Consider the following 26956-nt stretch of genomic DNA (forward strand, 5'->3'; position numbering starts at 1 on the left):
AACCCTTCCTGAAACGGAAGGGTTTTTAAACTTTTCAGACATCAATTACTGCCAGGTATTCTCAGCAGGTGTGCCGCCCCATATCAAGGTTATCAGATACGGATTGTCAATAAATGGGTTACGATTGCCCTGAGCACCTTGAATTACATTATTGCGTTGCTTTTCGAATTCAGACACCGGATCTTCGCGGTTCCATTTAAGGAATAGATCTAAAGTTCCTACTTTTTTATAGTCTTCTCCATAACGAATATTCAGGTAGAGCACCATACGCGCTACATCGCCCTTCCACTCATCGCCGGGATACCAGGAATTGTCATTAACCAACTTGTAAATACCGCTTCCATCTACAAAAGGATAATTAAGACGCAACGAATTTATCGCGTCATCTGTAGAACGTAAATGGTGCAGATCAGTCACTGCATCTTCAGTAGATAACAGGGATTGTGGGAAAATATGTTCGGTATTAAAGGTCTGTGGCGAATGTGGATTACTACCTGAGGTCCACTCTCTGCGATCGCGACTTTCACCCGTATACATCAGGATTACATTAGCAGAGTTTGACGGGTCTTCGTCTGCATCGTAAAGGTAATCGTGACGCTGAAAATAGGTCAAAATAGTAGTGTGCTTGTCTTGTGTTAGATCTGAAACCGCATCAAATGTCAAATCAGAATTCTGAAAGAAACTAGTTCCCCCGTAGTATGCCTGAAGTTCTGCAGGAATGTTAAAACTTAGCGGATTAAGCACGGTGACTGTAACCGTAGCCGTTACACAAGTTGCCGGAGTATCGTTATCACAAAGGCTGTAAGTGAAAGTATCTTCACCTACAAAATCTGTTGCGGGAGTATAAGTTACCGTTCCATTTGAATTGAGAATTACCTGACCTTGAGATGAGCTACCGTTTACTTCAGTAAGTACAGCACCATCCAGCAGTACATCATTATCAACCAAGTAATCAACAGTGATACTTTGATTTTTTGCAGTACCTATTTCGTCATCATTGGCTAGTGGAGTACCAGCATCAGCCACTGTGATTACCACAGTTCCAGTCGAGCAGATACTAGTATCCGCATTTAAACAAAGCTCATAATTGAAGCTGTCTTGACCAGTGAAATTTTGAGGAGCTACGTAGGTATAGGTGCCATTGCGATTATCTCTAATCGTACCACCTTGAGTTGTAGCAGAAGTAACGGATGTTATACGGGCGCCTTGGGAAGTATCATCATTTGCTGTGAGATTTTCAATAATCAATTCCTCATTTTCCGTTCCTGAAACAGCATCATCGTTCGCAACCGGTGCTTCTAGCTCGGGTTCTGGTTCTGGCGCAGGGTTAACTGTTCCGTCATCAGACCCACTACAGGAAAAAAGTACAACTGTTAAAAAACTAACTAACCACTTTTTCATTATCTCATTTAAATTTTAAACTAAAAACCTCCTGTCTACTGGAGAACAGGAGGTTTAAACTTAGATTTCAGTAATTTATTGTTTTACCCAACTTCCATCTGTTTTAATCAGCAAGAAAGTTTCTGTGGTATTTGACCCATTATAAACATCAAATGTAACAGCATACTTTTGACCTTCTTCAGCATTAGGATCCAAATCATCTAAAAGTAAATTGAAAGCTTCAAGAATCATCTCATCTGACCAGAATGCATCATTACCTGTACGTCGATCCATATTTCCATATCGAAGCATGCTGGCGGTTTGACTTGGGTATTTTTCATCTAACTCACCTGCTATATATGTGTAATCTGCAGATGTAAGACTATATGCAATAGTGTTATCTGGAATCCAATTTGACCCATCATTTCCAAACTGTAAAGTTTGCGAAACCACATTATTATACTCAACCCACTCTGAACCTAAAAATGTAAAGTTTGCTATATAACTATAAGTCGTACGATCTGTAGTACTACCATCATTGTCAACATCGTCAACATCTGTAGTATACAATTTATACATTGCAGACTTAACAGTACCCTCTTCGATATCGTCATATTTGAATTTCTCTTTTAAGAAAATAGGAAGTTTGCGTAACGCTTCATCTTCAGAATTAAAGTTATTAAAACCTTGACCTACAGCCGTATATTCAGCATTTGTAAGGCCAAGTGCAAATTGCCAAGTCCCATTAACTCTTAAAAAACCATTATTCAGGGTATTTGTAGAGCCATTGTAGAATTTATATGTTAACGAAACCAGTGTTCTATTAGCAACTGCTCCAAATTTGTCATCTAAAAATGTATAAATCTGATCTTCATCATCAAAGTTATTAAACTCTTCAGTATCAGGATATGCATCATAATCTGCAGTCGTAACGGTATAAACAATTAAAGATCTCTCAGTCGAAACCGGTTGATATAAATCAAATGTAACTGTGGCCAATGAATTAGCACCCAATACCGGAAAGTTTTCTTTTAATACTAATGGCACCAATTCTTTTGCTGCATCAACATTGTTAAAATTTGGGAAATCAAGTCCTAACACATCAAGATAGTCATCCTCAGTCAATGTATAATCAAATACATCAACTATTCCTTCTTCATTTGCTGCTAACTCAGCATTGATCTCCTCTACAGGATCACAACCCGTAGCTGCATAGCCTAAAACAGCTGCTGTGAATAAATAAAGTAATTTTTTCATTTCAATTTTTATTAAAAATTAATCTTAGCTCCTACTGTGTAGGTTCTGCCAGCTCCATAATAAACCAAAGCTGTCTCTGCAACAGAATTATTACCATCCTGAGCATCAGAAATATATTCTGTATCCAATACATTAAACACGTTTGCATTGATTTGCGCATTAAAGCCACCAAACTCAAAACGATGTGTTAAACCTAAATCTAATAACCCAAATGCCGGCATTTCCCAGGTTTGTGGAAGGTTTGGCTGTAAACGACCTGTAGGATCATAACTTGCAAAGTAATCTGCCGCGTAGTTAAATGAAGCTCTTACAGTTGTTGAAGCCAAAACTAAATAGTCTGCTCCTAATGCAAATGTAGTTTGTGCAGAGTTACCAACTTTAACTCCATCTAAATATACGTCAATAGGATCTCCAATCGGATTTTGCTGATCATCAAAAACCTGAACATTATTAATGTCATTTGCAAACTTCCAGTCCCCAACAGAAGCCATACCTGTCAAAGTAAGTGTTTCTATAGGGCGGTATGACATTTCCAGTTCAATACCCTGGTGCAACTGATTCAAACCTAAAATATTAGCAATTTGCTGATTCCCATTTTGGTCAGTTCTAGCAATTGTATATGTTCTATCACTCCATTTGGTACGGTACACGTTTAAATCAGCTCTAAAATTGTCACCTCTAAAACCATAACCTACTTCTGCACTAAAAATCTTTTGGTTTTTAGCGTCAGCGTTTACATCGTTTTGGAAATTAAGGAATACAGCGTCATTGAAAGGAGCTCTTTCAAAATAACCAACATTAGCAAATACGTTATTTACGTCATCTAATCTATAATTCACACCCCCTTTAGTACTAAAAGCAGGAAAATCAATCCAATCTGTCTCACGAGCAGGGTCTGAGTCTAAATAGTTGAAGTAATCTTTTCGTTTATAATATGTTGTATTTGCAGCAGCAGAAACAACTGCAGAAAGTGCGTCTTTATTATATTCAGCCTGTGCAAAAACACCAGCCCAGTTTGTATAGCCTGTATCATAGTAATTATACTTATCTCCTTCTCTAACAACCTTATTAGGATTGTTTTCATCATTATTATCTAAGAAGAAGGCTCCACCTAATAAATCTGTAAGTTCTGTATAGTGATCTCCTTTGTAAATACGTACATCTACACCTGCAGTCAAATCGATATATTCAGAAAGTTCGGTATTGTAAGTTGACAAAGCTCCGTACCACTGGTGATTATTACGTGAGGCTCTCAAAACTGTTTCTGCACTTGTGGCTGCACCTAGAGCTTTATTCTCGGCAACAATCTGATCAAAGTTTACAGGCGCAAATTCTTCGTCTCTATAGTCTGTATTGTATTTACCAAACTTATTAACCCCAGCAATACCACCACCGCCACCGGTACCGAATGAAGCGTATACCGAAGTGGTAAGCGAGGAAATTTCATTTATAGTCCAGTAATGATTCAAAGAAATCTGTGGCTTATGATAGAAGTTATCTTCATAATTAACTAACTGACCATTTTTATAACCATAATCTGTATTAGTCCGTATACCTCGTGGACTTCTTCTAAAGTCGTCTATCAACAATCTGTTTTGACGCTGCCCGTGACGTTGGGGAGCACCAAATGCGGTGAATGATAATTCGTGGTTTTCACCTAACTTCTTAGCTACATTTATAAAATACGAATATGCATCGATAGTCGTAGCATCTACAAATTGCTCACCGGTAGTTCTTGAAAGACTAATCGTAGCTGCCCAGTCATTTTCCAACATTCCCGTAGAAAGAGTAAACCCATATTTGGTATATCCATCATTTCCGGTTGCCATCATAACATTACCGCCTTTAGCAATATCAGTAGATTTTGTTACAATGTTTACAGTACCACCAATTGAAGGAAGACCAATCATAGCAGCACCCAGACCTCTTTGAACCTGCATCGAGCTGGTTACATCAGAAAGTCCAGCCCAGTTACTCCAGTAAACGTTACCATTTTCCATGTCGTTAACCGGAATACCATTGATCATAACCGCAACGTTTTGAGAGTTAAAACCACGTATACGCAGTTCAGCATCTCCAAAACCACCACCACCACGGGTTACATAAACACCAGGGGTTGTTTTAAGAATTTCAGGAAATTCCTGAGAACCCAATTCATTCTCAATAGTCTCTGCCTTAATTGTAGAAACAGCAACAGGAGTTTTACGGTCTATTGCCAATGAATACGCTTTAACGATAACCTCGTCAAGAGCATCAGAATCCATTTCCAACTTGATGGTTCCTAAATCAATGACTTTTTGACCCGAGAGATCAAATGGAATAACCTTAGGAGCGAAGCCCACATAAGAAACACGTACCGAACCCGTGTTTTCTACGACCTGAATGGTAAACATACCATCAAAGTCTGTAGAAACTCCATTGGTAGTACCTTCAACAACTACGTTAACTCCGGGTAGGGGTGTGCCATTCTCACCATCTACTACAGTTCCACGAATAGTCCCTTGAGCCTGTGCCGCAGCAGTAAGCAAAAGAAACACAAGTGTAAGTAAACTTGTAATTTTTTTCATTGTGCTTGTTTAAGTTTAGATTTTGCGCAAAAGTCTTATAAAAGACTTATTTAAATATTAAGAGAACGTTAAGGATTATTTTCTCTTTTTTAACTTCTGCTAAAAATAACGCAACAAAGAACTCGCTAAAAGCCAGTTCGTTGAATTAAATCTAAAACTTATCAACACTCGTTAATTAACTCTTAAAAGCTTTAATCAACTGCGTGGTTGAAGCATCGTGAACCGCAATCTGGTCTGAATTAAGATCGTTCAATACATTTTTGGCAAGCTGTTTACCAAGCTCCACACCCCACTGATCATAACTGTAGATATTCCAAAGGATACCTTCTGTGAAGATTTTGTGTTCATATAAAGCGATTAAAGCCCCTAAACTTTCAGGCGTTAGCTTATCTATAAGAAGTGTGGTTGTAGGCTTGTTTCCATCAAATACTTTAAACGGAACCAGCTTGTCAATCGCACCTGAGTCCATCCCCGAAGATTGAAGTTCTTCGCGGGCCTCGGCTTCGGTTTTACCATTCATCAACGCTTCGGTCTGTGCAAAAAAGTTTGCCATCAATTTATTATGATGATCGGTATCGCCGTGAAGGGAATGTTTATACCCAATAAAATGGGTCGGGATAATTTTGGTCCCCTGGTGTATGAGTTGGAAAAAGGCGTGTTGTGAGTTGGTCCCCGGCTCGCCCCAAACGATTTGACCGGTTTGATAATCTACGTGTTTCCCGTTACGGTCTACGCTTTTCCCGTTGCTTTCCATAATCGCTTGCTGTAAATAAGCGGGAAAACGATGCAAATACTGTGTATAGGGAATGATCGCTTCACTTTCGGCACCAAAGAAGTTGTTGTACCAAACCGTCGTAAGCGCCATCATTACCGGAATGTTTTCGCCCAAATCAGCATTTTTAAAATGTTCATCGGCTTTGTGAGCGCCTGCGAGCATACTTTCAAAATTGCTGTATCCTACAGCCAGTGCTATAGAAAGGCCAACAGAACTCCAAAGCGAAAAACGACCACCAACCCAGTCCCACATTGTGAACACGTTGTTAGGATCTATGCCAAAATCTTTCACAGCTTCCTCATTAGTAGAAACCGCAACGAAATGTTTAGCCACCGCTTCCCCTTCACTTGCTGCGCCCGCAACCTTAGCTAAAAACCATTTACGCGCTGTATTGGCGTTTGAAAGGGTTTCCTGCGTGGTAAACGTTTTTGAAACGATTACAAAAAGAGTAGTCTCCGGGTTCAAAGATTTCAATGATTCGTGCACGTGATCGCCATCTACGTTAGAGATAAAATGCACATTGAGATGATTGTGATAATAGGCCAAGGCTTCGGCAACCATTACGGGGCCCAGATCTGAACCTCCAATCCCAATATTCACCACATCGGTAATTGCCTTACCGGTATAGCCTTTATGGCTTCCGCTGATAACTGTATCGCAAAATCCTTTTATTTTTTCTTTTACTTCATTAACCTCAGGAATCACATCTGCACCATCAATACTTACGTGCGCATCTTTTGGCTGACGCAAAGCGGTGTGCATCACCGCACGGCCTTCGGTCTCATTAATTTCGGCTCCGCCAAAATACGCTGCGCGTGCTTCCTCCAGATTCATTTCTTCGGCCAAATCAAGAAGTAAAGATTTGGTTTCTGCAGTCATTCGGTTTTTACTGTAGTCAACTAAAAAATCATCCCATTTTAAAGTAAACGCCTCCGCACGGCCGGTATCCTCAAATAATTCTTTCATTTGAAGATCTTTTACTTTTTCAAAGTGAGCTTGAAGTGCCGTCCAGGCTTTGGTCTGTGTGGGATTGATTTTTTTCATTTCTAAGTTGATTTATCGAAGGTTATTTCATCTAGTTGCGCTCTTAATGGAGCGATAAGTTCGTAATATTCGGGCTGCAGTTCTTCAGCCAGAGGTTCTGAAGTAGGCAGATCAATGTTAAACGGATCTACCTGCTTTCCATTTTTCCAAAAACGGTAGCACACGTGAGGTCCGCTAGTGTTTCCGGTCATACCAATATAACCAATTACTTCTCCCTGACGCACATAATCCCCGCGACTTACAGCGCGCTTGCTCATATGCAAATATTGGGTGTCGTAAGTGCCGTTATGGCGTAATTTCACATAATTCCCATTACCACCGCGATATTCTGAAGCGATGACGGTACCGTCTGATGTCGCCATAATCGGGGTGCCTACAGGCGCAGCAAAATCGGTTCCTTTATGTGGACGTATGCGGTTACCGTAATAGGCGATTCTGCGCTTTAGGTTATAGCGGGAAGAAATACGACCAAATTTAAGCGGACTCTTTAAAAAAGCACGTCTTAAATTTTCTGCATTCTCGTCGTAATAATCGGGTTTACCCTTGATGCTGTCACTAACGAAAGCAAAAGCATAAATGGGTTTTCCTTTATGTTCAAACCAGCTGGCTTTTATCTTGCCAAAACCTGCCGGTATCGTATCATTAATGTATTTTTCGGTATAAATGACTTTAAACTTATCACCGGGCTGAAGCTTGAAGAAGTCAATAGTCCAGGCATAAATATCTGCCATCCCGTAGGCAACCAGAATATTAAGGCCTAAATCATCAAAGGTTGTTGAAAGATTATCTTCAATCACCCCATAGGCGATACGCTCTTTTACGGTAACCGGTCTCTTTTTGGCCAAAGCCTGCACAACCTCATCCTTAAAGTCGAGCACCACATAGTCAATTTTATTTTCTTCGTAGATAAATACCTGTGCCTGGCCGGTTGAATCTTTGCTTTTTAGCAGCGTGTAGGGTTTACCCGCAACAATCTTACGGGTATCAAATACCGAAGCGACCGAATCTGTAATCTGCTGAATAGTCCCGTAATCAATACCGTTTTCGAAGAGAATTTGCCCAAAACTATCACCGGGTTGGATGGTGTCTGAAATAACCTCATAATCGTCAAGTATATAACCAAACTTTTTAGTCTTCGGTTTTTTGACCTCCTTTACAACAGGTTTTTTTTCTTTTGTTTCATCGTCGGCGCAGCCTATTAGGGTAAGCATAGCCATAAGTATGAGACTTAATTTTTTCAATTTTGGGCTTTTGATAAGTTAAGGATTACGATTAATTGTCTTTACCCCAATCTGCGCGTTCTTGTTCAGACCACAAATCAGGAAAAAATATACGTTTTTGATATTTGGGATGCATGTATTTGACCCAGTCACTACCACCTGTGGCTTCCAGGGGTTCTTTACCCTGATTTAAATAATGCACCGCAGTATGATAATGAGACATCACCCATTTTATATTTACCGTATGGTCATAATGACGCATCGCAGCTACCAGCGTTGCATCCTTTTGATCTTCGGCGGGCAACATTTTAAACTTTGACCACAAATTTAAGTTTTTGTAAGCTTTTAAGAAACGTATAAAGTCTTCCTTATATTTCAATTCGAAGTCTTTTAAGGTGTACGTTTTCTCTCCGGTAGTGTAATCTTTACCGGCAGCCTGCCAGTACAGGTGCTCTACAACCTCATCATAATACAGGGGATCCTGCTCATCTTTGGTTTTAAAGCTTTCGCGAAAGCGGGCATCGATAAGATTTATAAATTCTGTGGAAGCAAATTCTATCAGGCGGTACTGGGCACTCTGAAAGCCACTTGCCGGACTTAGCGTTCTTCTGAATTTAAGATACTGCTCCATCTGCATCCCTTCACGCATAATGTTAAACGAAGTCGTAAGCATATCAAAATACCGGCTAATGCGCTGAAGCTTTTCACTGAAATAAGCGGTGGTTAATTCCTGAGTATAGGCAACCTGCTCCATTTCCCACAGGATCATTTTAAAAAGCAGTTCGTTGATCTGATGGTACATAATAAATACCATCTCATCAGGAACAAGCGTACGCTGGTTTTGCAAACTAAGCAGCGTATCAACCTGAATGTAATCCCAATAGTTTATAGGCTTACTGTGAACAAAACCTTCAAGCTGATGCCCCAGATTCAGACCCATCGCGTCAAACTTGTTTTGTAGCGCTTCTAATTGTTCTTGAGTTTCAGGACTGCCTGTATGCGTCATTAATCTTGTATAATGTAGAATGGATGCTTTAGACCTTTATACGCTTCAATATCTGCTTTTAAAGAGCCTACTGCTAAATCTGCTTTGATTTGCAAAGGTATTTTATTTTGATCATCACTTATCCAAACCGTAAGACTTTCTTTCTCTTTAAAAACACGTCCTGCCTGCACATAGGGTCTAAAAATTAGGCTGTTTACCTTGCCAAATTTGGTTTTAATTACCTCACGCCCCAAAAACTTGAGCTTAAACTTAAAGTTCTCCTGATCAAAAAACATATTGATCACGGTCTCGTCACCTTCTTTCAAAGTTTTAGTGTCAATTGAATTGCGCAGGTAATAAAAACTGCTCACCATATCGTGAATGGAAGGCTCTGTTTTATACGTGGTAATGCTGTTGTGCTTTTTATCGTTTACGGTAGCCACGCGTGCCTGCTGGTCAAAGTCGATGATTTTATCTTTGGTATGCCCACCTTCATCAATTTTACGTATAAAACGATAAGGCATGGTACTTTGCTTGTCTATATAGGTTTCGTAGTAATCTTCAACGCTAAAAAATAATTTGGTCATCCCGGTGGTAACACCTTTTCCCTTAACGTGATAGACCGGCTTACCTTTGTACGTATCATTCACGACTGCAAGTGTTGCCTCTCCTGCCTTCCACCAGCCGCTGTAACTGATACGGAATTGAAACCATTCCCCATCCTGAAATGCCGGCTCCTGTGCATAGGTAGAAACGCCAAAACCGAGCAGTATAATAAGTGTCAAAATCCTTTTCATTTTTTAAAATTTTGTTATCCAAAAACAATCAATAGCTATTTGGGTAGAAATTGATTATTAAATGCCCGTAATGGGCTTTTATAGTCTTTGATTTGAAGCCTATACCTATGCTTTTACAAGAGTTGTTCCAAAAGTAGCCAAAAGTGTATTATTCCCAGGTTATGCTTTCATTAAAATGAAAAATCCCCGTTTGTACAACAGGGATTTAGCTTCAATAGTATATCTAAAACGCTTAAAGTGTTCCGCGTTGCGCCTGCTCGCGCTCAATAGACTCAAAAAGGGCTTTAAAGTTACCGGCTCCAAAACCTTTTGCGCCCATACGCTGTATGATTTCAAAAAATAAGGTTGGGCGATCCTGTAGCGGCTTGGTGAATATCTGAAGTAAATAACCTTCTTCATCAGCATCTACCAGAATGGAAAGTTCCTGAAGTTTAGAGAGATCTTCCTTCATCGTATCCATATGCGCGCCGAGTCTGCGCGGGATGTCATCATAATAGGCTTCTGGTGGTGGTGGCAGAAACTCGACCCCTCTGGCTCTTAAGGCCGAAACGGTACTTACAATATTATCTGTTGCGACGGCAAGATGCTGTACACCGGGACCTTCGTAAAAATCCAAATACTCTTCAATCTGTGATTTTTTAATGCCCTCGGCAGGTTCGTTGATGGGAAATTTGATGCGGCCATTGCCGTTGCTCATCACCTTGCTCATTAAAGCCGAATATTCGGTGGTGATTTGCTTATCGTCGAAGGTTAGGAAGTTAACAAAGCCCATCACGTCTTCATACCATTTAACCCAGGTGTTCATCTCGCCCCAGCCTACATTACCTACCATGTGGTCAATGTATTTTAAACCGGTAGGTTCAGGATTGTAAGCGGATTCCCATTTTCTATACCCGGGCATAAACTGACCCTTATAGTTTTTACGCTCTACAAACATGTGCACGGTTTCTCCATAGGTGTAAATCCCCGAGCGTACGACTTCGCCGTGTTCGTCGGTTTCTACTTTGGGTTCCATAAAGGGTTTAGCTCCGCGTTTTGTGGTTTCTTCGAAAGCGCTGCGCGCATCTTCCACCCAAAGTGCAACTACTTTTACGCCGTCACCGTGCTTTACGATATGATCATTAATCGGCGAGTCGCTGTTAAGCGGCGAAGTCAACACAAGACGAATTTTATCCTGCTTCAATACATAACTCACACGATCTTTTTGGCCGGTTTCTAACCCGCTGTAGGCAAAAGACTGAAAACCAAAAGCGGTTTTGTAAAAGTGCGCAGCCTGCTTGGCATTACCCACATAAAATTCTACATAGTCGGTGCCCAGAAGCGGTAAAAAGTCCTGTGCTCCTTCAAATATTTTTTCGAGACCGTAGTCTACTGATTTTAGTTCCTTACCCATAATATTAATTAGTTAATGTATCAAGTAGCGAATTAGCATGTTCTCTTACCTTCGCTTACTTGAACTTATAATTTTGTTTAAAATTTTCAATATCTCATTTAAATCACCAAGAAGGTTACCCGTATCTGGATAGTGCTTTATCGCCTTACAGAGAAATAGCCGGTATTCTGTCTCATCAGCCTCTTTTAAAGCAACTTTCATTTTGTGAATGAAATCAGCATTGCTCTCGGCATTCTGAGCTTCTTTCACATTGGCACCAATTGAAGTCCCTGACTTAAGAATTTGATTTGCAAGAACAAATTTTCGTTCTTTTTCAAGTTCCTCTGCGTATAAAATGATATCCATTGAAAATTTGAAAGTCTTTTCAAGAATGATGTTGTTTTTGTATTTATCGCTAAATGTATATTCCATAACATCTGGTATTTCAACAAATTCGCTAATTCCCGAATTGACTAATTAAACTAGCCCTGATTGCAGCGGCATCCTTTTTACCGGTTGCTGAGTTATTTGCCAGCGGAAAATTGTATCGAAGCACCGGGAAAAAGATACAGCGGAAAGCAGGAAACAGCTCCTCCTCAAAATCGTTCAATCTGGCTTAGCCTAATTCCCCTTTTGGGGGTTGGGGAGCGTGTGGAAGCCAGGATTTATAATAGCTTTCGTCTGCTATAGGCATCGCGTCTTCACAAATCTGCAAAGGCTTAAACGTGTCTACCATGACGGCCAACTCTTCGGTCTCGGTCTTGCCAATGCTGCGCTCGGTCGCTCCCGGGTGCGGCCCGTGCGGAATACCCGCAGGATGCAGCGAAATATGCCCGGCCTCAATATCATTACGGCTCATAAAATCGCCGTCCACATAATACAAAACCTCATCGCTGTCAATATTGCTGTGGTTGTACGGCGCCGGAATACTCTGCGGATGGTAATCGTATTTACGCGGACAGAAACTACAGACCACAAAAGCACTGGTCTCGAAAGTCTGGTGTACCGGTGGCGGCTGGTGAATGCGCCCGGTAATGGGCTCAAAATCGTGAATGGAGAATGCGTAAGGATAATTATAGCCGTCATAACCCACCACATCAAACGGATGCGTGGCATAAATCATCTCAAACAGATCGTCCTGTTTCTTGATTTTCATCAGAAAATCGCCGGTCTCATTGTTGGTTTCCAATTCGTAGGGCCTTCTCAGATCGCGCTCACAAAAGGGAGAATGCTCGAGCAGTTGACCAAACCAGTTGCGGTAGCGTTTTGGGGTATAAATGGGGTGGCGTGATTCTACAATAAATAGGCGGTTGTCGCTGTCATCAAAATCCATCTTGTAAATCGTGCCGCGCGGTACCACGATATAATCCCCGTATTTAAAATCGAGATTTCCCAGATGACTGCGAAATTTTCCACTGCCGCGATGCACAAACAGGAGTTCGTCTGCATCGCTGTTTTTGTAAAAATAGTCCTGGGTTTTATTTTGCGGAGCTGCCAGAATGATGGTACAGTCGCTATTGGTCAAAACGGGTTTACGGCTATCCAGATAATCAGCTTCGGGTTTGATCTCAAAACCTCTGAAGCGATAGGATTGTATGTGATTTGCTTTAGCAATTTTAGGCTTTACATTTTTGCTTCCCTTAATCTCCTTAACCTGAGTGGGGCGCTGCTCGTGATACATATTGCAGTACATCCCGTCAAAACCAATGGTGCCAAAAAGCTGCTCGTAATACAGGCTGCCATCGGGTTTTCTAAATTGGGTATGCCGCTTATGCGGAATTTTACCGAGTTGATGATAAAAAGGCATAGTTTATATTTTTCTTCGAAAACGTTATCGTTATTTACAAATATCGTAAAACCGAAAGCGTTTTGGGCTAATTTTTTCTTAAAACCAAAAACCTAAACTGAAGTTCCAAAACACGCGATCTACTTCGGGGGAATAGGAAAGCTTGGTTTGCAGAGGTCCTACCAAAGTCTCCAGACCATAACCCAGGAAATAACCGGTATTGTTGGGAGCAGACAGCCAGTTACCGGTGGTAAAGAGGTCGTTTTCTATATTGGCAATATTGGCCCCAAAATTAAGATGGTGTTTTCTATAAAAATTGTAATCAAAGGTAACTTCAGACTTTACCAGACCATCTCCAATAAGGCTGATGTAATCATACCCGTAGAAACTCACGATATTATTAATAAAGTCATTACCCCAGCCCCCAAGCACAAAGTCCAGCGAACTTACACTACTACCTCCAATCTTAAAACCACCTTCAACGCCCAGCACCATAGCAAAACGCGAGCTCAGGCTTGCTGCGTATTTAAGCTGCGCACTACCCAGTGAAAACTCTTCAAAATTGTTGTTATAATCTGATGAAAACAGGTATAAATTAAAGTCTCCGTTAAAATACCAGCCGCTGGTGGGGAAATATTTATCATCAAAGGTGTCGAGCAATAAATTGCCGTATGCGCTAAAATAATGGCTGTTATCAAAATAGACTTTACTATCGGGATTTTCTTCTAAGCGCACGCTTTCGGTATCTATTTCCAAAAATTTATGCTCCAGACCTATTCGTAAGGCAAACTGCTTTTGAAACAGGGTTTGCAGGTAGATTTGATTGGTTATATCCAGATAATCAACTGTAAGGCTGTTGAAACTTTCAAGCGGCAGATCACTCAATTGCTCTATAAAACGAGCGTCTACGCGGGTTTCAAAACTGTTGTAGGACGAATTAAGACCAAAGCCCAGATAAAAACCATTGTCGCTGTAGTAATCAAAATTATAGCGAATGTTATCGCCTAACGCCACACTCAGGGAAGCGATATCGTTTTTAAAAAGTGCGCGCTTTTTGGTGATGTTAATGAGTGCGGCACTTTTATAAATATCGTCATAATGCAATCCTGCTTTCAGGTAAGTGGTTGACTCGCTTTCGGTAAGGTTTAACACCAGATGATATTGCCCGCTTTCGTATTTTTCCAAACGGTGGTTTATGCGCTCAAAATTATTGCTTGCAGCCAGATTATTAATGCCTTCAAAAAGCTGTTGATAGGTAATCTCGGCCGGCATTTTTATTTTTAGCTTCCCCAGTATATAGCTTCGGGTATAATAGGTATTGCCATTTATGGCCACACTGCGAATGCTTAAGGTATCTTCCCGCTCAATCTTTAAAGGCGGTTTTTGATAAAATTTTCCCTGTAATTCGGCCAACTTTTTAAAATCGTCGGCAAATTCTTTGGCCCGCTCTTCTCCACCCGCGATGATTTCGGCACCTTTTTCAAAATCCATCACGGTGTAGGCTTCAATATCGGGTTTGATGTAGATATCTGTAAGCACTGCCTTTTGCTTCATCGCCTCAATGGTGCGGTAGTTGTTGATCTGCATCAGCATTTCGGGCGCACTTTTAAGTTCATCCTTATCCCGTAAATCATCCTGCACGTCTACGCCTATGATAAAATTAGCTCCGCGTTTACGCAACTCTTCTACCGGATAATTGTTTACAACCCCGCCGTCAATAAGCAACTGACCGTCTAAAATAACCGGACTAAACAGCGACGGCAAGGCTCCACTGGCGGTAATGGCTTCAGAAAGACAGCCCTTATCGAGAATGATAGCTTCTCCTTTTTCAGCATTAGTGGCGACGCAGAAAAACGGTGTACTCAATTGCGTAAAATCACTGGTTTCTTCTACGTGATGGGTAAGCTGTGTAAACAGGTTGTATATGTTTTGACCCTTGGAAAGCGCCGAGGGAAATGAAATTTTAAAATGATCAAAAGGAAGGCTTAATGCAAATTTTTCGGCATCGCTGCGCTCCTGAAAGGATTTGGCATCACGCGGAATATCATCCTGAATGAGTTTCTCAAAATTTACGACCGCAAAAATAGAATCGAGCTGATGTGCGTTGTACCCGGCAGCATAGAGTCCGCCAACGATGGCTCCCATACTGGTACCACCAATATAGTCTATTTTGATACCAGCTTCTTCCAGTTCTTTAAGGACGCCAATGTGCGCGAGACCTTTGGCACCGCCTCCACTAAGCACCAGGCCAACTTTTAAGTTTTCTCCCTGCGGCACATTACTGAAATCCACACCTGTCGTGTCCTGAGCGTAGGAAGCCAGTGTTAAAAGAAGCAGGAGTAAGGCAGTGTATTTTCTCATTCTGTTTGTTGATAATGCTCGTAAATAATTTTGGCCTTTGCCGGGCCTATGACTTCTGCAAGGGCTTTTTCTGAAGCGGCCTTGACTTTACTTACCGATCTAAAGTGCCTCAGCAACTCAACCACGGTTTTTTCACCAATACCGCTAATGGTTTCCAGCTCGGTATTTAAGGCACTGCTGCTGCGTTTGTTTCTATGAAAGGTAATCCCAAAACGGTGGGCTTCATTCCGCAACTGCTGAATCACTTTTAAGGTTTCACTCTTTTTATCCAGATAAAGCGGAATCGAATCTCCCGGATAAAACAATTCTTCCAGACGTTTTGCAATACCAATGATTGCGATCTTTCCGCGAAGGCCTAAGCTTTCTAAAGCCTTAACCCCAGATGAAAGCTGCCCTTTACCACCATCGACAATAATGAGCTGCGGCAGGGGTTCATCTTCATTGAGCAGGCGGCGATACCGTCTAAAAACCACCTCTTCCATAGACGCAAAATCATCAGGTCCCGTTACAGTCTTGATATTAAATTTACGATAATCTTTCTTGCTGGGTTTTCCATCTTTAAAAACCACGCAGGCCGCAACCGGATTGGTTCCCTGAATATTGGAGTTATCAAAACACTCTATGTGCCTCGGTTCTGCAGAAAGCCTCAAATCTGCCTTCATCTGCGCCATCAGCCGGTTAACGTGACGATCAGGATCTACTATTTTGGTTTGCTTAAAGCGCTCCATCCTGAAGTATTTGGCATTGCGCTCAGAGAGTTCTACAATACGCTTCTTATCGCCCAATTTTGGTACGGTAACTTTAAACTTTTCGCCCAAATCAACCTCAAAAGGTGTGTAAATCTCCGGAGACTGCGAATTGAAGCGCTGCCTGATCTCAATGATACCGATCTCGAGCAACTCCTGATCAGATTCATCGAGTTTTTTCTTGAGTTCGAGCGTGTGTGAGCGTATGATCGCCCCGTGTGAAAGCTGTAAAAAGTTGACATAACCGTAACCTTCATCAGACACGATACTAAACACATCTACGTTATTTATAGAGGGGTTGACCACGGTGCTCTTAGCCTGGTAGCCTTCCAGAATATCGATTTTGTCTTTGATGCGCTGGGCATCTTCAAACTCCATCGCATCTGCGTGTTCTTTCATTTTAGAGCGAAAGCGGTGCAGCGAGTCTTTAAAATTCCCTTTAACAATATCCCGAATGGCTTCAATATTATCGTGATAGGTTTCCGCAGAAATCTTATCCTCACAAGGGCCCAGGCAATTGCCCAAGTGATACTCGAGGCAGACTTTATATTTACCCGACTCTATTTTTTCTTTTGAAAGATCGTAGTTACAGGTGCGAAGGGGATACAGCCCTTTGATGAGATCGAGCAGGGTATGTACGGTTTTCATACTCGTGTAGGGGCCGTAATACTCACTGCCGTCTTTGATCAACCGTCTCGTAGGAAACACCCTTGGGAAGCGCTCGTTTTTTATGCAAATCCACGGATAACTTTTGTCATCCTTAAGCATGACGTTGTAGCGCGGCTGGTAATTTTTGATCATATTGTTTTCGAGCAGCAAGGCATCGGTCTCGCTTTCTACCACAATATGTTTGATCTGCACAATCTTGCGCACCAGCATACGGGTACGCGCATTGTCATGATTTTTAGAAAAGTACGATGAGACACGCTTCTTTAGGTTTTTGGCTTTGCCAACATATAAAAGCTTGCCTTTCTTATCGTAATATTGATACACCCCCGGGCTTGAGGGTAGTGTCCTGAGTTGTATTTCTAGTTCGGGGGTTTCCATACCTCTCAAAATTACGGCTTATTGCTCGCTAAAAAAAGAAATACCGGCCAGCCGGAAACCAAATTTTAGAGATACCTTTCCTAAAACCACTTCTGAGAATTTTGAATTGTTTTAAGATCAGGTTTCATGTAAATCAAACATGCTTTTCGTATTTTGCAAGCCATGGAAAAGAAGGTTATAGGTCGCACCGATCAGGCAGATTTCCCCGCGCTGGGATTATCAGATATCGATATTAAAATAGATACCGGTGCCTATACCTCTTCTATACACTGCAATCACATACGTGAAGAAGACAATATTTTGTGCTGCACCTTTCTGGATCCCAAGCACCCGGAGTATAACGGGAAAGAAATGCGCTTTGAAGCCTATGACATTACGGCTGTAAAAAGCAGTAACGGCGAGATTCAATACCGGTATGTGGTACAAAGCAACATCAGGCTTTTCAATAAAGTCCACAAGATCTCGCTCACACTGAGCTCCCGTGAAGACATGCGTTTTCCGGTTTTGATAGGTCGTAAATTTCTGACCAAAAAATTTGTAGTAGACACCGAGCTTACCGATGTTTCCTACTCACAAAAACAACTATGAACATAAAAATCCTTTCCAGAAACTCTGGATTATATTCTACAGCCCGACTGGTCGAGGCTGCAAAGAAGCGCAAACATAACGTTGAGGTAATAGACCCGCTTAAATGCGATTTGATCATCGAGAAGAAAAAACCTTCGGTGTATTATAAGGGACGTTATTTGTCAGAAACAGACGCCATTGTACCCCGTATAGGTGCATCTATCACCTATTACGGTACTGCTGTGGTACGCCAGTTTGAAATGATGGGTTGTTTTACCACAACCGAATCTCAGGCATTGGTACGCAGCCGCGATAAATTGCGCAGTTTGCAAATTCTTTCCCGTGCGCGATTGGGTCTTCCCAAAACCGTATTCACCAACTACAGCCGCGATGTGGCCGAAATCATAGACCATGTAGGTGGTGCTCCGCTTATCATTAAATTGCTCGAAGGTACTCAGGGACTGGGTGTGGTTTTAGCCGAAACTAAAAATGCAGCCGAGTCTGTTATCGAAGCTTTTAACGGCTTACAGGCCCGGGTGATTGTTCAGGAGTTTATAAAGGAAGCCGGAGGTGCAGATATACGCGCATTTATTATTGACGGTCAGGTTGTGGGCGCAATGAAACGCCAGGGTAAAGAAGGCGAGTTCCGTTCTAATTTGCACCGCGGGGGTACAGCAGAAGTGATTCAGCTTACAGACGACGAGGAAAACGCAGCGATTAAGGCCGCCAAAGCTATGGGGCTGGGTGTTGCCGGAGTTGATATGCTTCAAAGTGCGCGCGGACCCCTTATTCTGGAAGTAAATTCTTCACCCGGACTTGAAGGTATTGAAAAAGCCACCGGTAAGGATATTGCCAAAAGTGTCATTCGTTACATCGAACGCGGAGTATAGCCTATGACGGGATTTGATGAGAAAAACGTGTTGCACATTTTGGGCGAAAAAATTCCGCCCGGCGCTAAACGTACGCTCAATTTTAATCTGGCCAAACTCTATACAACCACCTCTGTTGAGGTACCAATAATCATTCAGCGGTCTAAAAAACCGGGACCCTGCATCCTGATTACTGCCGGAATTCATGGTGATGAAATCAACGGAGTAGAAATCGTACGCCAGGTTATTTCGAAGAAAATAAACAAACCCGCACGCGGTACTATCGTGTGCATTCCGGTCATCAATGTTTTTGGGTTTCTCAATATGGACCGGGCATTTCCCGATGGGCGGGACCTCAACCGGGTATTTCCCGGAACGCGTAACGGTTCTCTGGCCAGCCGCTTTGCCTACCAGTTTACAAATAAAATATTGCCCATCGCTGATTTCTGCCTCGACTTTCATACCGGGGGCGGGAGCCGTTTTAATGTAGCCCAGATTCGGGTAGATCCCGAAAAAGAAGAGCTGCTCAGGTATGCTGATATTTTTGGTGCTCCGTTTGTGGTCTATTCTAAAAATATAACAAAATCGTACCGATCAACCTGTGAGAAGATGAATATCCCTATTCTTCTTTTTGAGGGCGGAAAGTCTCAAATAAGCGATAAAGACATTGCACGGGCAGGAGTGCATGGAGTGATGCGCATTTTAAATCACTTTAAAATGCTCGATAAAGAGCACATCGCACCCGAAATTTCCGGCAAGGTGGTAACTATTAAATCCAGCACCTGGCTGCGGGCCAAATACAGCGGCCTGCTGCATCTCAAGATAACCTGCGGGGATTTTGTGGAAAAAAACGAAGTTATAGCAACCATTACAGACCCTTACGGAAGTTTCAGGCACAAGGTCAAAGCGCCAAACGACGGCTATATCATCAATACCAATGAAGCCTCCCTGGTCTATCAGGGTGATGCCATCTTTCACCTATCAACAGCATTGGTAAAAGATGACGAGTAAGGCCGAATACCGAAAAAAATATAAGGAATTGCGAAAACAACTTACTCTTGAAGAACGGGAGGAAGCCAGTTTACAAATCGCAAACAGGTTGCTTTCGCTGGATATCTGGCAGCACGAATTTTACCATATTTTTTTGCCTATCGTGAAGCTGGGAGAAATCAACACCGAGTATATTCTCAACATCTTAAGCGGAAAAGACAAAAATGTAGTCTTATCCAAAAGCGATTTTGAAGAACTAAGGATGACACATTACCTGCTAACCGATAATCTGGTCATAAAACCCAATGAATGGGGAATACCGGAGCCTCAAAACGGAATACAGGTAGATCCCAAACAACTGGATGTTGTTTTTATACCTCTTCTGGCTTACGATGAAAGCGGTAATCGTCTGGGATACGGCAAGGGCTTTTACGATCGCTTTCTGGCTGACTGCCGTCCCGATATTTTAAAAATAGGCCTCAGTTATTTTGATGCTGAAAAAGCAATTCCCCATAACTCTGACGATATAAAGCTAAGCCATTGTATCACGCCTTCTAAAACCTTTCGATTTTAACAGATCAACGCTATTTTTGTTATCTTCAACCTTATTTAACTAACCAAAGCATGTCTAACAACGGTTTCCTTTCGATTTTCTCGAGGTCTGCGATTCAATCTCCAGATGCAAAAGCAGACAGCTTTTATTACGAGCAGATAGCAAAAGTTACCCAGGCCGGGGGATGGAATATTAATTTTACCGAAAAGAAAACTTATTTCGATAAAGAACTTCAGGCCATACTGGAAACGCCCGAAAACTACAGACCTTCCTTAAGACATGCGCTGCACTTCTTTGACATGGAGTATCACAGCCTCGTGATCAAAACCTTTCAGGAGCTGGGAGAAGGCGGGGCTGACTTTGACGGGGTTTTAAAGATGGTTACTTATACCAATAAAGCTTTCTGGGCGCATTGTATTGCCAAACCCATTGTAAACTCCAGAGGTCGCGTAATCGGGATTAAAGGGATTGTGATTAACATCAATGAGAAGAAAGAGCGTGAACTCATGCTTCAAAAAGCCATTGAGGTTGTAGAGGCCAACAATTCGCGCCTGTTTACTTTTGCCAATTATGTGTCGCACAACATCAAATCGCACGTAAACAATCTGGAACTTACCAGCCAGTTAGTTGATACCAATAAGCTTCCGCAAGATCAGAAAGAATTATTTGTTAATTATAAAGAGATCGCAGCCAGCCTTAACCGAACGGTTTCAAGACTTAAAGAAGTAGTTTCCATTCAAAATAAAGCTTCAGATCCGCTGGTATCAGTAAGTCTGGAGGAAGCTTTTGAAAAAGCCCGGGAAGAACTGAGACCACTTATAGAACTGGAGGAAGCCTACCTGTATTCCGATTTCTCAGAGACCCCGATTATCAGGTACAATCCTGAGTTTTTGCATAATATATTCTGTACGCTTATTAAAAACGGAATCGTAAATAAAAGTCCGGATCGCAAACCCGAGATCAAGGCCTATTGCCTCGAAAATAAAAAGAAATTGTCCTTAATTATAGAAGATAACGGCAAAGGTTATGATTTGCAAGGCAATACAGATAAGATTTTTCAAATGTCATCCAGCGAGACCAGCAATTCAGACACCAGTCAGAATGTAGGATTGTTTATTGTGAAGAATGAAGTTGAAGCCTTAGGCGGAAAAATTGACGTCACCAGCAAGCCGGGTTATGGCACCAAGTTTATCATTATGCTGTAGTCTCCTCCTCTTCGTGCTTATCTTTAGCAAAAGCACGCTTATTAAATACTAAAAGCAAGCCAACACCGGTACTTATAGCCATATCGGCAACATTAAAAACCGCGTTAAAAAAGGTGAAGTACTTTCCACCCCAGATGGGTAACCACTCGGGCAAATACCCTTCCCACATCGGGAAATACAACATATCTACCACCCTTCCATAGAATAAGGGTGCGTAGCCACCGTCTTCGGGCATAAAAGTTGCGAGCTGACCTGCGCTGCTGTCGAAGATTACTCCGTAAAATACCGAGTCTATAATATTACCAAAAGCTCCTGCAAATATGAGCGCGATCCCGGTGATTAAGATTCTGGAAGCTCCCTTCTTTACACTATCATACAACCAGTAGCCTATAAGCGGCAGGATTCCTATTCTGAAAAGAGTAAGGATGATTTTACCATAATTACCCGGGATTTTAGCTCCCCAGGCCATGCCCTCATTTTCTACAAATAAAATACGGAACCAGTCAAAAACGACTATTTCATCCTGAAGCTGAAAATGGGTTTTGATATATAATTTACTGATTTGGTCTACCAGCAGGATCAGGACGATAATCCCTATAGCTTTTTTTAATGACATGTGCTTTTTTTAATAGCTGAACCGGATTTGAGATCACAGGCTCTTTAATTTTTAATACCCCCGACCGCGTTTCAACTAAGTTGCTGAAGTGGTAAAGGCGGGTAAAAATACTCAAATTATTCAGATTGACTTACGCTTATATCGCCGTCAATAGTTTTCAGGCTAAGCAGATGGCTTCCGGCACTGGTTTCTTGAGTATTTACAATACCGTTGCGACTTTCGGCCAGCACACGGGTATCGCTCACTGCTGCTGTGATGCTTCCGCGCAGCGTATTGACAATTCCGCTTCCGCGAAAATTATTCAGCATGCAACCTCCTCCGGATAAATTAAGATTGATTTGATCAAAAGCACCCGTCAACTGTACCGAAGCCAGGTCTGAATCTACCCAGACTTCCTTATCCTGCGGCATTTCAATATACAACACCACAGAAAGCACTTTGTGAGCCGCCAGCTTGTCGTCTATATTTTTAAACCCAAAGGTACGGCCGGTTTCAATATGCCATAATCCGTTTTCTACTGTGGTATCTAGTTTAAGCGTTTCAAAAGTTTCACCTTCAACTTCGGCATTTACGCTAAATCCGGAACCCTCAACAGCCCTGACAAACACCTCAAAAACCTGATCAGAATCTATAAAAACACCTTTAACAGCCTGGGAATCGAGCGTATTGAGCATACGTTTCTGGGCAAAACCGCTAAGGCTTTGCAGAAAAATGAATACCCAAAAAATCCCTTTAAATCGCATAGCGCTTTAATCTAACAAAAAACGCTCCAGAACAATCTGAAGCGTTTTGTTTTAAGCCTGTACAGCGTATTATTTCTGCATATTCTTGGCCTCGATACTCAAGGTAGCGTGAGGTACTAACTTTAGACGTTCTTTATTGATCAGTTTACCGGTTACGCGGCAAATTCCGTAAGTCTTGTTTTGAATACGCGTCAGTGCGTTTTTAAGATCGCGTATAAATTTCTCCTGACGGATGGCCAAAGCAGAGTTTGCTTCTTTACTCATAGTCTCGCTACCTTCTTCAAAAGCTTTAAATGTAGGTGAGGTATCATCTGTACCGTTATTACCGTCATTCATATAAGCACTCTTAATAAGGTCAAGATCTTTTTGGGCCTTATCAATCTTTTGTTGAATCAACACTCTGAACTCTTCAAGTTCGGCATCGCTGTAACGTTCTTTAATGTCTGCCGCCATAATTGTTTACTGTTTTTTAATAGCCAATATTGTTTCTACATCATCAAAAGCAATGGCTATTCCGTTAGTAACCTGCTCTGCAACGTCGAGTTTTGCGGTGAGCGTTTCCATTTTTATATAGTCTAAATTCTCGTTAACGGCTTTCTCGACCTTTCCGTCACGCTGTAATTGTACTTCAATCTTGTCTGTAACCTCAAAACCACTGTCTTTTCGCAGGTTTTGAATACGGTTAACCAGTTCGCGGGCAATGCCCTCATTCTTCAATTCTTCGTTTAGGGTTACATCAAGGGCAACGGTTAATCCACCACTGCTTGCAACCAGCCAACCTTCAATATCCTGAGAGGTGATTTCCACATCTTCGGGCGCCAAAGTAACACTTTTTCCATTAATCTGCACCTCGATTTTACCCTCATTTTCAAGCTTTGAGATATCGGCGGCACTCATTGCAGTAATAGCATTTGCTACCAGCTTCATGTCTTTTCCAAACCGAGGTCCCAGAACCTTAAAATTGGGTTTAATATTCTTTACCAGGATACCTGAAGCATCGTCAATCAGCTCAATTTGCTTCACATTTACCTCAGATTTAATCAAATCCTGTACCGAAAGTATTTCTGCACGCTGCCCTTCATCAAGCACCGGTATCATAATACGTTGCAGCGGTTGTCTTACTTTTATTTTTTCTTTTGCGCGAAGCGAAAGCGTCAAGGACGAAATCGTCTGTGCTTTTTGCATTTTACGCTCCAGACTGCGGTCTATTTGCGACGCATCACTCACCGGAAAATCAGCCAGGTGCACACTTTCTGAAGCTTCACGCCCGGTAAGACCATTTAGGTCTTTATACAAACGATCCATATAAAACGGAGCTACCGGAGCACCCAGTTTTGCAACCGTGATCAGGCAGTTGTATAAGGTTTGATATGCCGAAATTTTATCGTGAGCATAATCGCCTTTCCAATAACGGCGACGGCTTAGGCGCACAAACCAGTTACTCAGGTTTTCCTGTACAAAGTCTGAAATGGCACGGGTTGCTTTGGTAGGCTCATAATCGGCATAAAACGCGTCAACCTCAGCGATAAGCGTATTGAGTTCCGAAAGGATCCAGCGGTCAATTTCCGGTCTTTCGTTCCAGTCGATTTCTTTTTCAGCAAAGCTGAATTGATCCAGATTGGCATAAAGCGCAAAGAACGAATAGGTATTGTAGAGCGTACCGAAGAATTTGCGCTGCACCTCAGTTATTCCGTCTAAATCAAACTTGAGGTTATCCCAGGGGTTTGCATTGCTGATCATATACCAGCGGGTTGCATCAGGACCAAAGGTATTAAGCGTGGTAAACGGATCTACCGCATTACCCAAGCGCTTCGACATTTTCTGTCCGTTTTTGTCCAGTACCAGTCCGTTTGAAACCACATTTTTATACGCCACATCGTCAAAAGTCATCGTGGCTATGGCATGGAGCGTGTAGAACCAACCGCGGGTCTGGTCAACACCTTCCGCGATAAAATCGGCCTTGCGCCAGGTTTCTTCAACCTTCTCTTTGTTTTCAAACGGATAATGCCATTGTGCATATGGCATGCTTCCGCTGTCAAACCATACGTCAATCAAATCTGCCTCGCGACGCATAGGTTTTCCGCTTTGCGAAACCAGTTTGATTTCATCCACCACATTTTTATGCAGGTCAATCAAATCATAATTGGCATCGCTCATATCGCCCGGCACAAAATCTGCAAACGGGTCGCTGTCCATCACACCAGCTTTTACGGATTCGGTGATTTTTTCTTTTAGTTCGGCAACCGAACCAATGATAATTTCCTCTTTGCCATCCTCGGTTCTCCAGATGGGCAACGGAATCCCCCAATACCTTGAGCGCGATAAGTTCCAGTCGTTGGCATTAGCCAGCCAATTGCCAAAACGCCCTTCTCCGGTGGCTTTGGGTTTCCAGTTAATGCCCAGGTTGAGTTCGTGCATACGATCACGCACATCAGTCACTTTGATAAACCAGGAATCTAACGGATAGTACAAAATAGGTTTATCGGTACGCCAGCAGTTGGGATAACTGTGCACGTACTTCTCCACCTTAAAAGCTTTGTTTTCTTCTTTGAGCTTGATCGCGATTTCGACATCCACGCTCTTTTCGGGAGCTTCGCCTTCATCGTAATACTCGTTTTTAACATATTTGCCACCAAATTCCTTCAACTCAGGACGGAAACGACCCTGCAAATCAACAAGCGGTACTAAATTGCCGTTCTCATCTTTTACCAACATAGGAGGCACGGGCGGTTCAGCCTGCTTGGCAACCAACGCATCATCTGCACCAAAGGTAGGTGAGGTGTGTACGATACCGGTACCGTCTTCGGTAGTTACAAAGTCTCCGGCAATCACCCTAAACGCATCCTGCGGATTGTCGTGCGGTTTTACATAATCAATTACCGGCTCGTAACGCAATTCGAGCAGTTCGCTTCCCTTAAATTCGGCAAGGATTTGATAGGGGATTTTTTTGTCGGGTATAATTCCAACGTACTTATCAAGTTCAGGGTGTTGGAATTTTCCATCTTTAATCAAATTCCACTCGCCTATTGGCTCTTTGGATATTTTCTCAATTCTATCTTTTTTATCCTCAGATAAATTGTTCCACCTGATTTTTTCAATTTCTTGTTCAGCAATAAATTTTATCCCTGACCATTTGAATTCCTCATCAGATTCGACTTTAGCAAACTTCTTATCAAACTGTTTATTTACCAAAGCTTTGGCAATCACCACCTGAATAGGCTCGAAAGTATACTGATTAAAGGTATTGACTAAAACATAATCAATTTTCTTACCAACCGTCAAAGCCGTGTTAGAAGGCAAGGTCCACGGAGTGGTCGTCCACGCCATCAGGTATTTTGTTCCTTCAAAGGCTGCTAAAGGAGAGGCTTTATATGTCTCGTCCTCAACCACTTTAAACTGAGCGGTTACCGTAGTATCGGTCACATCCTGATAGGTGCCGGGCTGGTTGAGTTCGTGCGAACTTAAGCCGGTACCGGCTTTAGGAGAATAGGGTTGTATAGTGTAGCCTTTATAAATAAGGCCTTTATCGTAAATATTTTTAAGCAGCCACCACACCGTTTCCATATACTTGGGTTTGTAGGTGATGTAGGGATCTTCCATATCTACCCAATAGCCCATCTGCTCGGTGAGGTTGTTCCACACATCGGTGTAGCGCATAACCGCATTTTTACAGGCTTCGTTGTATTCGGAAACGCTTATTTTTTTACCGATGTCTTCTTTGGTGATACCCAATTCTTTTTCAACACCCAGCTCTACCGGAAGTCCGTGGGTATCCCAACCTGCCTTACGTTTTACCTGCTTTCCTTTTTGGGTTTGAAAACGACAGAAAATATCTTTAATCGCACGCGCCATCACATGGTGGATACCGGGCATCCCGTTTGCTGAAGGCGGACCTTCAAAAAAGATATACGGCTCATTACCTTCGCGGGTTGAGATACTCTTTTCAAAGATGTGGTTCTCCTGCCAGTAGCTCAGGATTTCTTCGGCTACTTTAGGGAGGTCAAGTCCTTTATATTCAGGAAACTTTGTGCTCATGATCTGCGTTTTCTAATAAGTGTGCAAAATTAGGGAATTTT

Annotated in this window: 21 protein-coding genes; 5 read left to right on the top strand and 16 right to left on the bottom strand. The window is 42.1% G+C overall.

Annotation, left to right across the window (positions count from 1 at the left end):
• Window positions 1–45 precede the first annotated feature (45 nt).
• The 12 genes from ACSSS3_RS06690 to uvrC all read right to left on the bottom strand — a co-directional run bounded on the left by ACSSS3_RS06690 (window position 46) and on the right by uvrC (window position 17337).
• Entirely contained in the window at window positions 46–1401 is a 1356-nt protein-coding gene (locus ACSSS3_RS06690; protein WP_442846927.1) for an endonuclease, read from the bottom strand.
• Between the two features lie 75 nt (window positions 1402–1476).
• Complete coding sequence (locus ACSSS3_RS06695) at window positions 1477–2637, bottom strand: hypothetical protein (protein WP_442846928.1); 1161 nt, start codon at window positions 2635–2637, stop codon at window positions 1477–1479.
• An 11-nt stretch (window positions 2638–2648) separates the two neighbouring features.
• Window positions 2649–5204, bottom strand: a complete 2556-nt coding sequence (locus ACSSS3_RS06700; protein WP_442846929.1) for a TonB-dependent receptor — start codon at window positions 5202–5204, stop codon at window positions 2649–2651.
• Between the two features lie 175 nt (window positions 5205–5379).
• Window positions 5380–7023 carry a glucose-6-phosphate isomerase gene (gene pgi, locus ACSSS3_RS06705; protein ID WP_442846930.1) on the bottom strand — a complete coding sequence of 548 codons (1644 nt, stop codon included), beginning with the start codon at window positions 7021–7023 and terminating at the stop codon, window positions 5380–5382.
• 2 nt (window positions 7024–7025) lie between these two features.
• Entirely contained in the window at window positions 7026–8264 is a 1239-nt protein-coding gene (locus ACSSS3_RS06710; RefSeq protein WP_442846931.1) for a peptidoglycan DD-metalloendopeptidase family protein, read from the bottom strand.
• Window positions 8265–8295: 31 nt separating this feature from the next.
• Window positions 8296–9249: a tryptophan 2,3-dioxygenase family protein gene (locus ACSSS3_RS06715; protein WP_442846932.1), complete on the bottom strand. Its 954-nt coding sequence runs from the start codon at window positions 9247–9249 to the stop codon at window positions 8296–8298.
• Window positions 9249–10025, bottom strand: a complete 777-nt coding sequence (locus tag ACSSS3_RS06720) for a DUF3108 domain-containing protein (RefSeq protein WP_228228880.1) — start codon at window positions 10023–10025, stop codon at window positions 9249–9251. The genes ACSSS3_RS06715 and ACSSS3_RS06720 overlap by 1 nt, the downstream gene beginning before the upstream one ends.
• A 232-nt stretch (window positions 10026–10257) precedes the next feature.
• Window positions 10258–11418, bottom strand: coding sequence for a 4-hydroxyphenylpyruvate dioxygenase (gene hppD / locus ACSSS3_RS06725; RefSeq protein ID WP_442846933.1), 1161 nt, complete (start codon window positions 11416–11418; stop codon window positions 10258–10260).
• Between the two features lie 45 nt (window positions 11419–11463).
• Window positions 11464–11829, bottom strand: coding sequence for a four helix bundle protein (locus tag ACSSS3_RS06730; protein ID WP_442846934.1), 366 nt, complete (start codon window positions 11827–11829; stop codon window positions 11464–11466).
• Between the two features lie 184 nt (window positions 11830–12013).
• On the bottom strand, window positions 12014–13204 hold the full coding sequence (locus ACSSS3_RS06735; RefSeq protein ID WP_442846935.1) for a homogentisate 1,2-dioxygenase: 1191 nt from the start codon (window positions 13202–13204) through the stop codon (window positions 12014–12016).
• A gap of 78 nt (window positions 13205–13282) precedes the next feature.
• On the bottom strand, window positions 13283–15544 hold the full coding sequence (locus ACSSS3_RS06740) for a patatin-like phospholipase family protein (protein ID WP_442846936.1): 2262 nt from the start codon (window positions 15542–15544) through the stop codon (window positions 13283–13285).
• Entirely contained in the window at window positions 15541–17337 is a 1797-nt protein-coding gene (uvrC, locus tag ACSSS3_RS06745; protein WP_228228885.1) for an excinuclease ABC subunit UvrC, read from the bottom strand. The genes ACSSS3_RS06740 and uvrC overlap by 4 nt, the downstream gene beginning before the upstream one ends.
• Window positions 17338–17499: 162 nt before the next feature.
• Here uvrC and ACSSS3_RS06750 point away from each other — a divergent pair, with 162 nt between their 5' ends.
• From ACSSS3_RS06750 to ACSSS3_RS06770, 5 genes are read left to right on the top strand one after another with little or no spacing between them, the layout of a single operon-like run.
• The gene (locus ACSSS3_RS06750) at window positions 17500–17925 is read left to right on the top strand and encodes an ATP-dependent zinc protease family protein (protein ID WP_442846937.1); all 426 of its coding nucleotides are present in this window, start codon (window positions 17500–17502) and stop codon (window positions 17923–17925) included.
• Entirely contained in the window at window positions 17922–18794 is an 873-nt protein-coding gene (gene rimK / locus ACSSS3_RS06755) for a 30S ribosomal protein S6--L-glutamate ligase (protein ID WP_228228887.1), read from the top strand. Before ACSSS3_RS06750 ends, rimK begins: the two co-directional genes overlap by 4 nt.
• A 3-nt stretch (window positions 18795–18797) precedes the next feature.
• Window positions 18798–19784 (top strand): succinylglutamate desuccinylase/aspartoacylase family protein, encoded by a 987-nt coding sequence (locus ACSSS3_RS06760; protein ID WP_442846938.1) that lies wholly within the window; start codon window positions 18798–18800, stop codon window positions 19782–19784.
• Window positions 19774–20337, top strand: coding sequence for a 5-formyltetrahydrofolate cyclo-ligase (locus ACSSS3_RS06765; RefSeq protein ID WP_442846939.1), 564 nt, complete (start codon window positions 19774–19776; stop codon window positions 20335–20337). Before ACSSS3_RS06760 ends, ACSSS3_RS06765 begins: the two co-directional genes overlap by 11 nt.
• A 50-nt stretch (window positions 20338–20387) precedes the next feature.
• Entirely contained in the window at window positions 20388–21521 is a 1134-nt protein-coding gene (locus ACSSS3_RS06770; RefSeq protein ID WP_442846940.1) for an ATP-binding protein, read from the top strand.
• Here ACSSS3_RS06770 and ACSSS3_RS06775 read toward each other — a convergent pair.
• The 4 genes from ACSSS3_RS06775 to ileS form a co-directional block, all read right to left on the bottom strand.
• Window positions 21511–22137 carry a lipoprotein signal peptidase gene (locus tag ACSSS3_RS06775; RefSeq protein WP_442846941.1) on the bottom strand — a complete coding sequence of 209 codons (627 nt, stop codon included), beginning with the start codon at window positions 22135–22137 and terminating at the stop codon, window positions 21511–21513. The two genes, ACSSS3_RS06770 and ACSSS3_RS06775, sit on opposite strands and share 11 nt — an antisense overlap.
• Before the next feature lie 116 nt (window positions 22138–22253).
• Window positions 22254–22880 carry a hypothetical protein gene (locus ACSSS3_RS06780; RefSeq protein ID WP_442846942.1) on the bottom strand — a complete coding sequence of 209 codons (627 nt, stop codon included), beginning with the start codon at window positions 22878–22880 and terminating at the stop codon, window positions 22254–22256.
• Between the two features lie 69 nt (window positions 22881–22949).
• The gene (locus ACSSS3_RS06785) at window positions 22950–23333 is read right to left on the bottom strand and encodes a TraR/DksA family transcriptional regulator (protein ID WP_099645546.1); all 384 of its coding nucleotides are present in this window, start codon (window positions 23331–23333) and stop codon (window positions 22950–22952) included.
• Between the two features lie 6 nt (window positions 23334–23339).
• Window positions 23340–26915, bottom strand: a complete 3576-nt coding sequence (gene ileS, locus ACSSS3_RS06790) for an isoleucine--tRNA ligase (RefSeq protein ID WP_442846943.1) — start codon at window positions 26913–26915, stop codon at window positions 23340–23342.
• Between the last annotated feature and the right edge of the window lie 41 nt (window positions 26916–26956).

It is taken from the genome of Leeuwenhoekiella sp. H156, from assembly GCF_052218455.1.
GTDB classification, from domain to species: domain Bacteria; phylum Bacteroidota; class Bacteroidia; order Flavobacteriales; family Flavobacteriaceae; genus Leeuwenhoekiella; species Leeuwenhoekiella parthenopeia.

What these genes read in the sequence shown, in the direction of transcription:
- ACSSS3_RS06690 (WP_442846927.1), bottom strand. Translation starts at nt 1,401, where the DNA reads ATGAAAAAGTGGTTAGTTAGTTTTTTAACAGTTGTACTTTTTTCCTGT.
- ACSSS3_RS06695 (WP_442846928.1), bottom strand. Translation starts at nt 2,637, where the DNA reads ATGAAAAAATTACTTTATTTATTCACAGCAGCTGTTTTAGGCTATGCA.
- ACSSS3_RS06700 (WP_442846929.1), bottom strand. Translation starts at nt 5,204, where the DNA reads ATGAAAAAAATTACAAGTTTACTTACACTTGTGTTTCTTTTGCTTACT.
- pgi (WP_442846930.1), bottom strand. Translation starts at nt 7,023, where the DNA reads ATGAAAAAAATCAATCCCACACAGACCAAAGCCTGGACGGCACTTCAA.
- ACSSS3_RS06715 (WP_442846932.1), bottom strand. Translation starts at nt 9,249, where the DNA reads ATGACGCATACAGGCAGTCCTGAAACTCAAGAACAATTAGAAGCGCTA.
- ACSSS3_RS06720 (WP_228228880.1), bottom strand. Translation starts at nt 10,025, where the DNA reads ATGAAAAGGATTTTGACACTTATTATACTGCTCGGTTTTGGCGTTTCT.
- hppD (WP_442846933.1), bottom strand. Translation starts at nt 11,418, where the DNA reads ATGGGTAAGGAACTAAAATCAGTAGACTACGGTCTCGAAAAAATATTT.
- ACSSS3_RS06730 (WP_442846934.1), bottom strand. Translation starts at nt 11,829, where the DNA reads ATGGAATATACATTTAGCGATAAATACAAAAACAACATCATTCTTGAA.
- ACSSS3_RS06735 (WP_442846935.1), bottom strand. Translation starts at nt 13,204, where the DNA reads ATGCCTTTTTATCATCAACTCGGTAAAATTCCGCATAAGCGGCATACC.
- ACSSS3_RS06740 (WP_442846936.1), bottom strand. Translation starts at nt 15,544, where the DNA reads ATGAGAAAATACACTGCCTTACTCCTGCTTCTTTTAACACTGGCTTCC.
- uvrC (WP_228228885.1), bottom strand. Translation starts at nt 17,337, where the DNA reads ATGGAAACCCCCGAACTAGAAATACAACTCAGGACACTACCCTCAAGC.
- ACSSS3_RS06750 (WP_442846937.1), top strand. Translation starts at nt 17,500, where the DNA reads ATGGAAAAGAAGGTTATAGGTCGCACCGATCAGGCAGATTTCCCCGCG.
- rimK (WP_228228887.1), top strand. Translation starts at nt 17,922, where the DNA reads ATGAACATAAAAATCCTTTCCAGAAACTCTGGATTATATTCTACAGCC.
- ACSSS3_RS06760 (WP_442846938.1), top strand. Translation starts at nt 18,798, where the DNA reads ATGACGGGATTTGATGAGAAAAACGTGTTGCACATTTTGGGCGAAAAA.
- ACSSS3_RS06765 (WP_442846939.1), top strand. Translation starts at nt 19,774, where the DNA reads ATGACGAGTAAGGCCGAATACCGAAAAAAATATAAGGAATTGCGAAAA.
- ACSSS3_RS06770 (WP_442846940.1), top strand. Translation starts at nt 20,388, where the DNA reads ATGTCTAACAACGGTTTCCTTTCGATTTTCTCGAGGTCTGCGATTCAA.
- ACSSS3_RS06775 (WP_442846941.1), bottom strand. Translation starts at nt 22,137, where the DNA reads ATGTCATTAAAAAAAGCTATAGGGATTATCGTCCTGATCCTGCTGGTA.
- ACSSS3_RS06780 (WP_442846942.1), bottom strand. Translation starts at nt 22,880, where the DNA reads ATGCGATTTAAAGGGATTTTTTGGGTATTCATTTTTCTGCAAAGCCTT.
- ACSSS3_RS06785 (WP_099645546.1), bottom strand. Translation starts at nt 23,333, where the DNA reads ATGGCGGCAGACATTAAAGAACGTTACAGCGATGCCGAACTTGAAGAG.
- ileS (WP_442846943.1), bottom strand. Translation starts at nt 26,915, where the DNA reads ATGAGCACAAAGTTTCCTGAATATAAAGGACTTGACCTCCCTAAAGTA.